This window comes from Caulobacter sp. CCNWLW153 (assembly GCF_036889365.1).
GTDB lineage: Bacteria > Pseudomonadota > Alphaproteobacteria > Caulobacterales > Caulobacteraceae > Caulobacter > Caulobacter radicis.
Window position 1 is genome coordinate 103,946 of sequence record NZ_JBAKFV010000012.1, and the last position, 13,786, is coordinate 117,731.

The 13,786-nt window shown below is 68.2% G+C and carries 15 protein-coding genes; 8 read left to right on the top strand and 7 right to left on the bottom strand.

The genetic code is table 11. The features are described from left to right. Positions 1-163 precede the first annotated feature (163 nt). The 5 genes from yihA to V6S85_RS18350 all read right to left on the bottom strand — a co-directional run bounded on the left by yihA (position 164) and on the right by V6S85_RS18350 (position 4,257). Entirely contained in the window at positions 164-814 is a 651-nt protein-coding gene (gene yihA / locus V6S85_RS18330; RefSeq protein ID WP_334349831.1) for a ribosome biogenesis GTP-binding protein YihA/YsxC, read from the bottom strand. Beyond that, positions 814-2,661, bottom strand: coding sequence for a membrane protein insertase YidC (yidC, locus tag V6S85_RS18335; protein ID WP_334349832.1), 1,848 nt, complete (start codon positions 2,659-2,661; stop codon positions 814-816). Before yidC ends, yihA begins: the two co-directional genes overlap by 1 nt. A 6-nt stretch (positions 2,662-2,667) precedes the next feature. Then, the gene (gene rnpA, locus V6S85_RS18340; protein ID WP_116566143.1) at positions 2,668-3,144 is read right to left on the bottom strand and encodes a ribonuclease P protein component; all 477 of its coding nucleotides are present in this window, start codon (positions 3,142-3,144) and stop codon (positions 2,668-2,670) included. A 113-nt stretch (positions 3,145-3,257) separates the two neighbouring features. Continuing rightward, positions 3,258-3,392 (bottom strand): 50S ribosomal protein L34, encoded by a 135-nt coding sequence (gene rpmH, locus V6S85_RS18345; RefSeq protein WP_012284717.1) that lies wholly within the window; start codon positions 3,390-3,392, stop codon positions 3,258-3,260. A 139-nt stretch (positions 3,393-3,531) separates the two neighbouring features. Beyond that, positions 3,532-4,257 (bottom strand): CPBP family glutamic-type intramembrane protease, encoded by a 726-nt coding sequence (locus tag V6S85_RS18350; RefSeq protein WP_334349833.1) that lies wholly within the window; start codon positions 4,255-4,257, stop codon positions 3,532-3,534. A gap of 143 nt (positions 4,258-4,400) precedes the next feature. On the opposite strand from V6S85_RS18350, the gene V6S85_RS18355 reads away from it, so the two are divergent. Then, positions 4,401-5,072, top strand: coding sequence for a hypothetical protein (locus V6S85_RS18355; RefSeq protein WP_116566147.1), 672 nt, complete (start codon positions 4,401-4,403; stop codon positions 5,070-5,072). 4 nt (positions 5,073-5,076) lie between these two features. On the opposite strand, the gene V6S85_RS18360 is transcribed toward V6S85_RS18355, so the two are convergent. Next, the gene (locus V6S85_RS18360) at positions 5,077-5,823 is read right to left on the bottom strand and encodes a hypothetical protein (RefSeq protein ID WP_334349834.1); all 747 of its coding nucleotides are present in this window, start codon (positions 5,821-5,823) and stop codon (positions 5,077-5,079) included. 210 nt (positions 5,824-6,033) lie between these two features. Between V6S85_RS18360 and V6S85_RS18365 the strand changes: the two genes are divergently transcribed. From V6S85_RS18365 to V6S85_RS18375, 3 genes are all read left to right on the top strand, one after another. Further along, a complete protein-coding gene (locus tag V6S85_RS18365; protein WP_334349835.1) occupies positions 6,034-7,650 on the top strand; it encodes a sensor histidine kinase in 1,617 nt (538 codons plus the stop codon). Between the two features lie 47 nt (positions 7,651-7,697). Further along, entirely contained in the window at positions 7,698-8,285 is a 588-nt protein-coding gene (locus V6S85_RS18370) for an NUDIX domain-containing protein (RefSeq protein ID WP_334349836.1), read from the top strand. Positions 8,286-8,553: 268 nt separating this feature from the next. After that, a complete protein-coding gene (locus V6S85_RS18375) occupies positions 8,554-9,609 on the top strand; it encodes a DUF2855 family protein (protein ID WP_334349837.1) in 1,056 nt (351 codons plus the stop codon). Here the strand turns inward: V6S85_RS18375 and V6S85_RS18380 are convergent. Beyond that, positions 9,606-10,448, bottom strand: coding sequence for a tetratricopeptide repeat protein (locus V6S85_RS18380; RefSeq protein ID WP_334349838.1), 843 nt, complete (start codon positions 10,446-10,448; stop codon positions 9,606-9,608). The two genes, V6S85_RS18375 and V6S85_RS18380, sit on opposite strands and share 4 nt — an antisense overlap. 86 nt (positions 10,449-10,534) lie before the next feature. Between V6S85_RS18380 and V6S85_RS18385 the strand changes: the two genes are divergently transcribed. From V6S85_RS18385 to V6S85_RS18400, 4 genes are all read left to right on the top strand, one after another. After that, complete coding sequence (locus V6S85_RS18385) at positions 10,535-11,953, top strand: leucyl aminopeptidase family protein (protein WP_334349839.1); 1,419 nt, start codon at positions 10,535-10,537, stop codon at positions 11,951-11,953. Further along, the gene (locus V6S85_RS18390) at positions 11,953-12,783 is read left to right on the top strand and encodes a C40 family peptidase (protein ID WP_334349840.1); all 831 of its coding nucleotides are present in this window, start codon (positions 11,953-11,955) and stop codon (positions 12,781-12,783) included. The genes V6S85_RS18385 and V6S85_RS18390 overlap by 1 nt, the downstream gene beginning before the upstream one ends. Positions 12,784-12,890: 107 nt before the next feature. After that, entirely contained in the window at positions 12,891-13,379 is a 489-nt protein-coding gene (locus tag V6S85_RS18395) for a hypothetical protein (protein ID WP_334349841.1), read from the top strand. Positions 13,380-13,385: 6 nt separating this feature from the next. Next, a complete protein-coding gene (locus tag V6S85_RS18400; RefSeq protein WP_334349842.1) occupies positions 13,386-13,727 on the top strand; it encodes a hypothetical protein in 342 nt (113 codons plus the stop codon). Positions 13,728-13,786 lie beyond the last annotated feature (59 nt).

Genomic DNA, 13,786 nt, shown 5'->3' on the forward strand with positions numbered 1-13,786 from the left:
GTGCACGGATTACCCTAACCCTCTCCCCTTGCGGGGTCGGGTGAGGGGTCGTGCAAACGCAAAACGCCGCAACAGCTGATCGGCTATCGCGGCGTCTGATTTCTGAGAGACCCCTCATCCGTCGGCTGCCGCCGACACCTTCTCCCGCAAGGGGAGAAGGATGCTAGCTCAGGCAGGTCCGGGCGATCTCGGCGCGCAGTTCCGGCAGGCCCAGGCCCTTTTCCGACGAGGTGGCGATCACCCGCGGGAAGGCGGCCGGACGCTTGGCGATGGCCTTCAGCGTCTCGGCCACGACCTTGTCGACCTCGGGCGGCTTGATCTTGTCGGCCTTGGTCAGGACGATCTGGTAGGACACCGCCGAGATGTCGAGGGCGTCCATGGCCTCGGCGTCGACCTTCTTGAGGCCGTGGCGCGCGTCGATCAGCAGATAGACCCGCTTGAGGTTCGGGCGGCCGCGCAGGAACTGGCGACCCAGGTCCTGGAACTTGCTGGCCGTCGTGCGCGAGACGCGCGCGAAGCCGTAGCCCGGCAGGTCGACCAGCCGCAGCTGCTCGGCCAGCAGGAAGAAGTTCAGCTCGCGCGTGCGGCCCGGCTCGTTGGAGGCGCGGGCCAGGTACTTCTGGCCGACGAGGCCGTTGATCAGGCTCGACTTGCCGACGTTGGAGCGGCCGGCGAAGGCCACTTCCGGCAGATCGGCGGGCGGCAGGCCGTCCATGCGGACGGCCCCCATCATGAACGAGACCGGCTGGGCGAACAGCACCCGGGCCGCCTCGATCTCCTCGTCGGAGTAGAGCGGTTCGATCGGATCGGTCATCAGGTCGCCGTCGCGGACTTGCCGGTCAGCCGGCCGATGATCTTGTCGATCGGGTTCTCGACCTTGTAGCGGCGCATGATGATGTACTGCTGGATGATCGTCAGCACGTTGCTCCAGCACCAGTAGATCACCAGGCCGACGGCGAAGCCCGACAGCGTGAAGGTGAAGATGATCGGGAACAGCTGGAAGATCTTCTGCTGCATCGGGTCGCCGGCCGGCGGGTTCATCGCCGTGGTCAGCCACATGGTGAAGCCGTAGAGCAGCGGCCACACGCCCAGGTGGGCGATCATCGCGCCGACGAAGGGCAGCATGCCCGGATCCCACGGAATCAGGCCGAACAGGTTGAAGATGGTGGTCGGATCCGGCGCCGACAGGTCCTGGATCCAGCCGAAGAACGGCGCGTGCCGCATTTCGATGGTGACCGTCAGCACCTTGTAGAGCGAGTAGAACACCGGGATCTGGATCAGCATGGGCACGCAGCCCATGAACGGGTTGATCTTCTCCTTGGCGTACAGCGCCATCATCTCCTGCTGCTGCTTGGCAGGGTCTTCCTTGTGCTTGGCGCGCAGCTTCTCGACCTCGGGAGCGACCTTCTTCATTTTCGCCATCGACTCGTAGCTCTTGTCCGCCAGCGGATAGAGGATGAGCTTCAGGGTCACGGTCAGCAGCATGATGGCGATGCCGAAGTTGCCGACCAGCTTGTAGAAGACCTCCAGCACGTTGAAGATCGGGCGGGTGATCAGGGCGAACATGCCCCAGTCCACGGCCCACTCGAAGCGCGGGATGGCCTGGGCCTTCTTGTCCCAGAACTGCCACCAGGCCGGGGCCTGGCCGTCGCCGTACTCGTACTTGCGCAGCAGCGGCACGGTCTTGGCGCCGGCGAACAGGCGGGTCGTCTCGGTGACGGCCTGGCCCGGGTTCACGGTCTTGGCGACGGCGGCGAAGTTGGCTTCGTAGACGTCCACGCCGCCGACGGGCGTGACGTTGTACTGGGCGTTGATGCGCTCGTTCTGGGTCGGGATCAGGGCCGTCAGCCAGTACTTGTCGGTGATGCCGGTCCAGCCGCCGACCGAGGTGATGGTCTGCTGCGGCTTGTCCTTCTTCCACTTCTGGTACTTGGACTGCTCGAGCTTGTAGTCCTTCTCGCCCAGCATGCCGATCGCCCCTTCGTGGACGATGTGGTTCTTGCCGAGGTCGGCCGGGACGCCCCAGCGGCGCACCGAGGCGTAGGGCGTGATCGAGACCGGCTGGCCGCCGTTGTTGCGGACGCTGTCGGTGACGGTGAACATGGCGTCGGCGTCGACCGCGATGGTGCGGTTGAACACCAGGCCAGCGCCGTTGTCATAGGTCAGGGTGACGGGCGAGCCCGGACGCAGGGTCTGGCCCGGCGCGGCGGTCCACACCGTGTCCTGGCCCGGCATGGCGCCGATGTTCTGGCCGCTCCAGCCGAACAGCGTGAAGAAGGCGTTCTCCGCGCCGGCGGGGCGCAGCAGCTCGACCGGCGGCGAGGCCTTGTCGGTGGTCTGGCGATAGCGCTTGAGCAGCAGGTCGTCGACGCTGCCGCTCTTCAGCGAGACCGAACCCGACAGGGTGGGCGTGTCGATCGGAATGCGCGGGCTGGCGGCCTTGGCCGCTTCGCGCGACAGCTTGATCGGCTGCGGCTTGCCGTCCGGTCCGATGGCCATGCCCGGATTGGCGGCCGCGGCCTGAGCCTCGGCGGCCTTCTTGGCGCGGGCGGCGGCTTCCTGCTTCTTCTGGTTCGGGCCCAGCACGAAGAATTGGTAGCCGATCAGGATCGCCAACGCGCTGACGATGAAGACCAGCGTGTTCTTGTTGTCGTTCTGCATTGAGACTTAACCGGGATCGGAGGGTTCGGGCGCTTGCGCGTGCGAAGAGGGTGAGGCGGGCGCGGGAGCGGCAGCCCCAGATTGGGCAGGCTTGCCCCCGCGGTCGATTTCGGCCGCGAGGCTTATCAGCGCGGCTTTTACATCGTCAAGCAAACGCCCCCACGGCCGCGAGCGCGTGCCGCCGCGAGCGATGAACACATAGTCGCAACCGGGGCGTCCATGAAGGGGTAGAAGCAGCCGGGCCGCCTCTCGAAGGCGTCTTTTGGCGCGATTGCGCTCCACCGAGCCGCCGACCTTCTTCGAAGCGGTGAAGCCGACCCGGATCAGGGCGTCCTCGTCGGCCCGCGGGCGCAGCTGCATGAAGACGGCGCCGCGCGACAGGGAGGGCGCCTTGGCGGCCTTGAGGAAGTCGGCGCGCACCTTGAGGCGCTCGATCTTCGGCCCCTTCTGCGGGGCGGCGGCCGAGACTTGGGAATCGGTCATGAAAAAAGCCGCCCTTTCCGGCGCAGGCTGGAGGCCTGGTTCTGGGAAGGGGCGGCTTTTGTCATGTCGTACGATCCTGCCGGAGGCAGGAAAGAAGAGCGGGAAACCCGCTCTTAGGCCGTCAGGCGCTTACGGCCCTTGGCGCGGCGACGCGCGACGATCTTTTGGCCGTTCTTGGTGGCCATGCGGGCGCGGTAGCCATGACGGCGGGCTCGCACGAGCTTCGACGGCTGGAATGTCCGCTTCACGACGTGGCTCCGAAACTAATAGCGTTGACGCGGAAACCGGTCGGCCCCGCGAGTGAGGGGCGGTGGATAAGCGACGAGCCGGACGATGTCAACCGCGCAAAAGCGCCGGAAGCTGAGTCAGGCCAAGGGCTTGGGCCACTCAGGTCCGCGCGGCCTGCAATAGCACGAGCGCGAAGATCGACCAGTCCAGGCAGATGTGCGCCGTGAACGAGGCCCAGACGCTCCTGGTCAGCAGATAGGGAATCGTCAGCACCAGCCGCGCGATCCCGATCACCAGCAGCACCTGGACGAGGTTCCAGCCGTAGGTGGACAGGTGCAGGGCGCCGAAGATCATCGCCGAGGCGATCCAGGCGACGATGATCGCCACGCCTCGCGGCAGGGCCAGCCGCCGATGGCACAGGGTCAGCATCGCCAGGAAGGGCAGGACGGTCACCAGTTCCTCGCCCAGCAGCTGCGGCGCGGTCCCGGCGATGAACACCGCCCGCTCCATGGGCTTAAGGTGAAGCAGGATCCCGGCGACGGGATTGGCCTGCGCCAGCCCTCCCTTGCCATAGAAGAACGCCACGACGCCGGAGACCAGCAGCGCCAGCGGCATGAACGCCAGGCCCAGCAGCAGGTCGCGACCGGTGGGTCGCGGAAACAGCGCCGTCCATCCCCTGCCCGCCGCCAGCGCCAGGCCGACCAGGGGCAGGGTCACGAAGAGCAAGGGGCCGATGAGGCCCGGCGCCTGGCCCGCCTCGCCGCGGGGGATCAGGATCAGGGCCAGGAAGCCGGCGACGCAGCCGCCCAGGGCCAGCGTCCAGCCGAGGCCCGACAAGGCGACCGGCTCGCCACGGTAGTAGGGAAAGTCGCGCCGGGTGGCCATGCTCGAAGCTCCGCTGTCGCGGGATTAAGGCCCGGCTTCGCGAAGCGTGTATAGCGCCCGATGCGCCCGCGACGGTCGAAAGGCTGGAAAGCCGCCGAACGCCGCTGCTATCACCGGATGGAGCGACGAACGAGGCGCACGCCGTGGACCTGCTGAAGATCCTGAGAAGCTTCGAGGAGCTGCTCTTCGAAGCCATGACCTGGCTCTACTTCTACCCGCGCACCATGTTGCGGATCGTCACCCGGCCGCTCACCGCCATGGCCTATTCCGATCGCGAGGAAGGCCAGCCCGAGGACCAGCGCTACGACGACGCCCTCAACCCGCCGGTGCTGCTGATCATCACCCTGGTGATCGCCAACCTCATCGGCTGGGCGACCCATTCGCCCCAGCCGGTGGGCGCCACGCCGCTGGCCAAGACGATCTTCGGCTCGCAGCAGAACCTCCTGATGTTCCGGTGCCTGCTGTTTGGCCTGACGCCGCTGGTCGTGACCCTGACCCTGCTGCGCAAGCAGGGCGTGGCCGTCTCGCGCAGGACCCTGCGCCGGCCGTTCTACGCCCAGTGCTATCTGGCCGCGCCGACGTCCCTGGCCCTATCGCTGGGCCTGTCGGCGGTTCAGCGGGGTGGCCCGGCCTGGACCACGGCCGGCCTTGCCGTCATCCTGGCGGCGACCGCCTGGCTGGTCCTGACCGAGGTCCGCTGGCTGTCCAGGCGCCTGGAGATCAGCCGCCGCGCCGCGACCGTGACGGCCCTCGGCGCCCTGGCGCGCGCCGCCTGCTACATGCTGCTGATCCTGGTGCCGGCCGCGCTGCTGTGACCGCTCAGTAGGGGGTCATCGCCCGCACCTGGCCGCCGGCCGAGACCGTGCAGCGCGAGCGGTACGAGCCCGTGGCCATGGTCAGCTCCCAGTCGCCCCGGCCCAGGTCGCGGACGCTGATCGGCACGCTGCTGCCGTAGGGACGGCTCTGGTATTCGTCGGCCCGGCGCGAGCAGGCGTCCTGGGCCGCGCGCGGCGCGTTGCGCACGTAGCGGGAGTTGGAGAAGCGGCGATTGTCGCGCTCGGACTGACCGGCCAGGAAACCCTCGTGATAGCCCTCGCTCTCGTGGCGGTCGTCGTAGTCGGAGCCGTAGAGCGCGGCCTGGTAGCCGCGCTCGTATTCGGCGTCGTGGTCGCGGTCGGCGTCGTCGTGCTTCTTCTTGTGAGCCGCCAGGGCCGCCGCCAGGCCGACGATGGCGACGCCGGCGACGACGGCCGAGGCGTCGGAGCCCGAGCTCTTCTTGCGGCACATGTCGCGGGCCTCGACGATGGTCAGGTAGCGGCCGTCGCGGGTGGTGACCTGCACGCACTCGTCGCCGCGCCGCCAGTAGCCGAACTTGGCCGAGCCGCCCTCGTCCACGTGGTCCAGCGCGTAGCCGCGGGCCTGCAACTCGCTCTCGCCGCCGGCGGCGCGGGCGCCCACCAGGTCGCGAAGGTTCGACGGGATCTGGGCGCGGGCCGGCGCGACCGCCGCCCCCGAGATCATGCCCGCCAGGGCGACGGCGGCGACAAGCTGACGACGGACGGACATGCGGCGGCTCCATGACGGGGTCGGGGCGGCGTCGTGCGCCCCATGCCCGGTTGAACCACGACACATTGACACGGCAAAGACGCAAACCCGCCAATTCGTGACGGTTCGGCAAGAAATTTCGCCCGCCGTTAAACGGCGATCAAACATGACCGCGTAGGGTCGCCGCTCCTCGCTTTTCCCGCGGCCGCGCAGGCCCTTCAGGAGCGCCTCGTGCCCCAGCGTCCGTTCCGTTTCCTCGACCGCCGGGCCGATCGGCCTGCCGCGTCGAACGAGAACGACGCCGGCTGGCTGCGCTATCGTCACCTCAAGGTCGAGGCGGTGATCTTCCTGCTGGTGCTGGTCACCTTCGCCGCGGTGCTGGGCAAGAGCGCCCTCACCCGCCAGGCGCTGGAACTGACGCCGGGATCGGCCCAGTTCGCCGGCTACGCCTTCGCCGACGACGAGACCGGGGGCCGCTCGACCGTGACGTCCGATCCGGACCGACCGATGGCCTGGTCGTGCGAGATCCGCGCGGGCGTCGCCTATCCCTACTGCGGCTACGGCCTGCAACTGGCCCTCGGCTCCAAGGCCCGGGGCCTGGACTTCTCGCGGTTCCAGACCCTGACCCTGCGCCTGCACTGGCGCGGCGAGGCCGATCGCCTGAAGGTGCTGGTCAAGACCGCTCCGCCGGCCGCCCTGCGCGGACGGCTGGGCGACCTGGACGTGCCGCTGGCGACGGAGGTCTCGGTCACGCCGGGCGCCAACGCCATCGTCCTGCCGCTAGACCGGCTAGAGCCCGAGCAGTGGTGGCTGACCAGCCACGGCCTGGCGCGCCGGGATGTCACCCCCACCTTCTCCGACGTGCGCGCGATCGCCGTCGCCGTCAGCGGGGCCCAGCCCGGCCGGCTGGCGGTGTCGATGGACTCGGTGCGCGCCGAGGGCGTCCAGCTGTCGGACGAGCAGTGGTACCTGATCATCCTGGGCGTCTGGCTGGTGATGATCGGCGCGTTCCTCGTGCACCGCCTGCTGGGCATGCGCCGCGACTTCGAGGCCCGCCAACGCCGGCAGGCCGACGAGGCCCTCGCCCTGTCCGACGCCCGCATCGCCGCCGAGACCGCCAACGCCGCCAAGTCGCAGTTCCTCAGCCACATGAGCCACGAACTGCGCACGCCGCTGAACGCGGTGATCGGCTACAGCTACTGGCTCAGCCGCGGGAACCTCGACCCCAAGCAGCGCACGGCCGTCGACGCCATCCGCTCCAGCGGCGAGCACCTGCTGGCGGTGATCACCGACATTCTCGACCTGGCCAAGATCGAGGCCGGCAAGCTCGACCTGCAGCCGGTCGCCTTCGACCTGGCCGCGTGCCTGGCCGAACTGGACCAGATGTTCCGCCTGCGCGCCGAGGAGAAGGGCCTGGACTTCGCCGTCGCCCTGGCGCGCGAGGTCCCTTCCCAGATCGTCGCCGATCCCAAGCGGCTGCGGCAGGTGCTGATCAACCTGCTGGGCAACGCCGTGAAGTTCACCGACGCCGGCTCGGTCACCCTGCGGGTCGAGCGCCTGAAGGGCGAGGGCGGCGAGACGGCGCGCCTTCGCTTCACGGTGGAGGACACCGGTGTCGGCATCGCGGGCGACCAGCTGGACGCCATCTTCCGGCCGTTCGAGCAGGTCGGCGACGCCTCGCGCCATGCGGGCGGCACCGGCCTTGGCCTCAGCATCACCCGCCAGATCGTCGAGACCATGGGCGGGACGATCAGCGTCGACAGCACCCTGGGCCAGGGCAGCCGCTTCGTCGTCGAGGCGAACATCGGGTTGACGCAGGCCCGGCGGGCGCCGCAGCAGATCGCCTGAGGCTCGCCGCCAGGCCGCGAGCACGAAGCCTGTAACGGAGTTTCGCCATGTCCATCGCCGATCGCATCCGCGTCGAGGACGTCACCGTGCTGTCCGACGACTGGTACACGCTGAAGAAGACCACCTTCTCTTACCTGCGCGCCGACGGAACCTGGCAGCGGCAGTCGCGCGAGACCTACGACCGGGGCAATGGCGCGACGATCCTGCTCTACGACCCGACCCGTCGCACCGTCGTGCTGGTCGGGCAGTTCCGCTATCCGGCCTTCGTCAACGGCCACGACGACCTGCTGATCGAGGCGCCGGCCGGCCTTCTCGACGACGCCGAGCCCGAAACCCGCATCCGCGCCGAGGTCGAGGAAGAGACCGGCTTTCGCGTCGACAAGGTGCGCAAGATCTTCGACGCCTTCATGAGCCCCGGCTCGGTGACCGAGCGCCTGTATTTCTTCGTCGGCGAGTATGGCCCCGGCGACCGCGTCTCGGCGGGCGGTGGCGAGGTCGACGAGGGCGAGGACATCGCCGTCCACGAGGTCACGATCGATGAGACTCTGGCGATGATCGACGACGGTCGCATCCGCGACGCCAAGACGATCATGCTTCTACAGTACGCGGCGCTGCGGCTGTTTGCGGTGGGGTAGTTTCGACACGCTGTCTCCCAACTCTCGTCATCCCGGAAAGCGCGCAGCGCTTATCCGGGGCCCAGTGGGACTGGGCGCGGTGCTTGAGCTCCACCTCCAAGAGGCGGCTGACTCAATGCGGCTGCCCCTGGGTTGCCGGCTCCGCGGTCCGCCACGCGGACCTCCGGCCGGGATGACGGCATTGAAAGATGACGTTTCAAACAATCGTTTGACTTCCAGCAAGGCCGGCCGCCTACTCCTGCTCGTCGATCGACGAGGGAGGCTGGCCATGGCCTGGGATTTTCTGGTCGCCAAGTCCGACCTGCGCACTACGCGCTTTGAAGCAACCGAGCCGCCGCCCCTGGAGGACGGCCAGGTGCGGCTGGCGGTCGAGAACTTCGCGTTGACCGCCAACAACGTCACCTACGCCGCCTTCGGCGAGACCATGCGCTACTGGGACTTCTTTCCCGGTCCCGACGGCTGGGGCCGCGTGCCGGTCTGGGGTCACGCCAGGGTCGAGGCCTCGGCCCATCCCGAGGTCGCGGTCGGGCGGCGGTTCTACGGCTTCCTGCCGATGTCGACGCACCTGACGGTGCAGGCGCGGCCCGGCCGCGCGGGTCTCGTCGACACGGCGGCTCATCGCCAGGGGCTGGCGGCCGCCTACAACCACTATCTGGCGGTGGAAGACGACCAGGGCCAGGACGACCACCGCGCCCTGTTGCAGCCGCTGTTCATCACCTCGTTCCTGATCGAGGACTTCCTCGACGAGCACGCCGGGTTCGGCGCGGCGTCCGTCGTGCTGACCAGCGCCTCGGCCAAGACCGCGATCGGCCTGGCCCACCTGCTGAAGCAACGCGGGACGGCCAAGGTCGTCGGCCTGACCTCGCCGCGCGGCCGCGCCTTCGTCGAGGGCCTGGGCGTCTACGACCGGGTGCTGGCCTATGACGACCTGCCGGGCGCGAAGATCGAGCGGCCGGCGGTCTCGGTTGACTTCGCCGGCGACGCGGGCGTGCTGCGCAGCCTGCACGAGACCTTCGGCGAGGACCTGGCCTATTCGATGCTGGTGGGCGGCGCCCACTGGGAGGCCGGCGGACGCCAGGGCGCCCTGCCCGGGCCCAGGCCGGCGTTCTTCTTCGCGCCCGACCGCATCGCCAAGCGGCGGCAGGACTGGGGTCCGGGAGGGTTCGACCAGCGCTACGGCGAGGCCTGGGCCGGCTTCGTCGCCGACGCCCCGCGCTGGCTGCACGCCCGGCGCTCGCAGGGCCCCGAGGCGATCGCAGCGGCCTGGCTGGCCCAGGTCAATGGCGAGACCCGGCCGGATGTGGGCGTGACGCTGGCGCCCTAGCCGCCGGCCTTGACCGCGCCCCAGGTGCGCGTGGCGGAGCCTTGGCCCAACGCCGCGCGCAGCCAGGCCAGGTTGTTGTCGACCATCTGCGGCGGCAGGTCCTGGCGGGCCATGCGCTCGGCCTCGTCGATGCGGCCTTGCAGGCCGACGACCAAGGCCAGGTTCTGGCGGATCTGGATCGTCGAGGACGGCATGGCCACGGCCTTGCGCAGCAGGGCCTCGGCGCCGGCGAGATCGCCGTGTCCGGCCAGGTACATGGCCAGGTTGGCGGCCGGGGCGGCCTCGTTCGGAGCCAGGGCCACCGCCTGGCGGTGCGCGGCCAGGGCCTCGTCGTCGCGCTTGGACTGCTCGAGCGCCACGCCCAGCAGCGACTGCGGACGCCAGTCCTTCGGCGCGGCGGCCGCGGCGGTCCTGGCCGGCTCGATGGCGAAGAAGCCCTCGCCGCGGGCGAGCTGCACGCGCGCCGACTCCAGCAGGGCGTCGATATTGTTGGGATGCGAAACCAGCACGCGGCCGGCGGCGGCGGCGGCGTCCTCATAGCGGCCCAGGGCGCGCAGGGCCTGGGACAGTCCAACCCCCGCCTCGGCGTCGCGCGGGTCGGCCTCGAATTCACCGCTCCAGAAGGCGGCGCGGGCCAGCGGGTCCATGCGGGCGGCCTCGGCGCGCTCGGCGGCGCCGGCCTTGCGCGGCGCGGCCGGCTGGGCGGCGACCGGCGCGCTGACAGGGGCGCTGACAGGGGTCTTGCCCGCCTTGTCGCCCTTGTCGGCGGCCAGGGCCGGACCGCTCAGCAGAAGAATGGGCGTCAGGACGGTTGCGAGCAGGGCGGGCTTGCGACACATGGAAGGCATGTCTCCGGAAGGTCGGCCGAGCATCGCGCGGCCCCCTCAAGGAATCGTTAAGCATAAATTCGCGAAGGCCCCGGCCCATGACCGAACCCCTGATCACCGCCTCCTCGCGCGGCGCCGCCGATGGTCCCGTGATCCCGGTGCACGCCCTCTGGGAAGACGAGCTGGCGGCGTTCCTGGACGCGCGGCCCAGCTTCGTGCGCGGCTTCGCCCAGCTGTCGGACTTCTCGGCCAAGGCCGGCCAGACCGTGGCCGTGCCCACCCCCGAAGGCGCGCTGGACCGCGTGCTTTTCGGCCTCGGACAACGGATTAAGGGGGGCAGGGCCGACGCCATGGCCTTCCGCGCCCTGCCGGCCAAGCTGCCGGCCGGCGACTATCGCCTGCACGCCGCGCCTGAGGGCCTGGACCCGGCCCAGATCGCCCTGGCCTTCGCCCTGGGGACCTATCGCTTCGACCGCTTCAAGGCCCGGGGCGCCGACGGAGCGCGACGCCTTGTCGCGCCGGACGGCGTCGACGTCGCCGAGGTCCAGGCGATCGCCCACGCCTGCGCCCTGGCCCGCGACATGGTCAACAGCCCGGCCAACGCCATGGGTCCCCGCCAGATCGAGACCATCGCCCGCGAGATCGCCGAGCAGTTCGGCGCCGGCTTCTCGGCGATCGTCGGCGACGACCTGCTGGAACAGAACTATCCGGCCGTCCACGCCGTGGGCCGCGCCGCCGTGCCCGAACGTGCGCCGCGCATGCTCGAGATCCAGTGGGGCGACGAGAAGAACCCCGTCGTCGCTATCGTCGGCAAGGGCGTGGTGTTCGACACCGGGGGCCTGGACATCAAGCCCTCGGCCGGCATGCGGCTGATGAAGAAGGACATGGGCGGCGCCGCCCACGCCCTGGCGCTGGCGCGCATGGTCATGGCCGCCAAGCTGCCGGTGCGCCTGGTCGTACTGGTCCCGGTGGTCGAGAACGCCATCGCCGGCGACGCCATGCGTCCGGGCGACGTGCTCGACAGCCGCGCGGGCCTCTCCATCGAGGTCGGCAACACCGACGCAGAGGGTCGCCTGATCCTGGCCGACGCCCTGACCCGGGCGGCCGAACTGTCGCCGGCCCTGACCATCGACCTGGCCACCCTGACCGGGGCTGCGCGCATCGCGCTGGGCCCGCAGGTGATCCCGTTCTACACCCCCGACGACGCCCTGGCCGGCGAGATCGAGGCCGGGGCCCGCAAGGCCTCCGACCCCGTCTGGCGCATGCCGCTGTGGGACGGCTATCGCGAGGCGCTGGAAAGCGACATCGCCGACCTGAAGAACGATCCCGACGGCTGGGCCCAGGCCGGCTCTGTGACCGCAGCCCTGTTCCTGCAACGCTTCGCCCCGACCACGGGCGCGTGGGTGCACCTGGACATCTTCGCCTGGAACCCCAAGGGCGCGCCCGGTCGTCCCAGCGGCGGCGAGGCCCAGGCCATCCGCGGCCTCTACGCGATGCTGAAGAGCAGGTTCGCCTGATGGATCCGCGCCTGACCCTGGCCCGCCCCGACCTCGCCGACGCCGCCCTGCAGGGCGTGGTGGCCGCAGAGCGCTACGACGCGCCCAAGGCCTGGCAGGTCGCGGTACCGGCCGCCGCCCTGCGCAAGGCCCCGGACGCCGACGCCGAGCAATGGACCCAGCTGCTGTTCGGCGAGCGCTTTTCCGTGCTCGACGTCAAGGACGGCTTCGCCTGGGGCCAGGGCGCGCGCGACGGCTATGTGGGCTGGGTCGCGCAGGCCGATCTGGCCCCCCTGGGCGAGCCGGCGACCCACCAGGTGGCGGTCCTGCGGACCTATGCGTTCAGCGAGCCCAACATCAAGTCGCGCCCCGAAGGCCTCTATTCCCTGGGCGCGCTGGTCACGGTGGAGGCCCGCGAAGGCCGCTTCGCCAAGGGCGCGGGCACGGGCTGGTTTATCGAGGCCCACCTGGCGCCGATCGGCCTGGCCAGCGCGGTCGACCCGGCCGAGGTCGCCCAGGGCTTCCTGGGCGCGCCCTATCAGTGGGGCGGGCGCGAGAGCCTGGGCCTGGACTGTTCGGGGCTGGTGCAGCAGGCGCTGGCCGCCACGGGCCAGGCCGTCCCGCGCGACACCGACATGCAGTTCTCGTTCTTCCAGCCCATCGACGAGGCCGACCGTCGGCGTGGCGACCTGGTGTTCTGGAAGGGTCACGTGGCGATCCTGCTGGACCGCGACACCATCGTCCACGCCAACGCCCACCACATGGCCGTGGCGATCGAGCCCCTGGCCGAGGCTGTCGCCCGCATCGACGCCGCGGGCGTGGGCCGACCGACCGGTTGGCGGCGGCCGTAGGGCTTTTAGAAGGGCCGGATACTAACGCCACACACTCCGTAGTTGCCGCTTTATACGTTTACGGAGAAGCAAATTTAAGCTAGCGCTTCACAACCTAGGGGTGGCGCGTGCTCAAAAAAATAGTTGGAGTAATAAAGGAATTTGCCTGGCCCTTCGGCCTGACCGGAGGGATTTATGGCTACGCGACAAGATTTGTCCCCGCGGAGTGGCAGGTTAGCGTCTGGATAACCGGGGCGATTTCGGCCATTTTGATTTCTCTTATTATATCGCTGCTCTGGCACCTTTCACAACGCGATAGCAAACCAGTCGTTTCAATAAAAATTGATCAAGTACTGAACTCAGGGCGAAGCCTATTAACAGAACCAAATGACCATATAGGCTTCGACATGGCCGCAAGAGCATACTATAAAGATGGAAATCACGAATTGCTACTCGGAACATGCATAGTAACCAATGTTCAAGCCGATAAGCGATCCCTTATGGAAATATCTTACGATCCGGATATCAATACAGAAATTGCTTTGAAACTGTCAGAAAACAATGACGGCGTTCGCGGTCGCGTATTTCTGCGACCAGGAATCATCATAAAAGAGTAACGGCCAATGACAAAAAATATCAATGACCTTTACGTGGCCATGGTTCTGAACGACTACCAAGTCGTACTTAACGCCGGAAAATCAGACGGCGTAGAAACTGGATATTCGTATCTAATCTACGAGGTCGGACAGAGGGTAATCGACCCAATATCCGGCGAGGATCTAGGCAATTTAGAAATTGTAAAAGGAAGGGTCTGGATTCATCAAGTCGCAGATTCACATTGCGTAGCGGGATCTGATCCAGATCCAGAAAAAGTATCGCATCTTGCAAGAAGAAGCATAAGCATAACGATCAACAAAAATCTAGGAGATGTTAAGGTGAAGGATCGTGCGAAACGCGTTTCTTGAAACGATTGAATGCGGCCCATGCCGTTGAAGCTACGCCCGACCTAACCGAGTTCGACCAG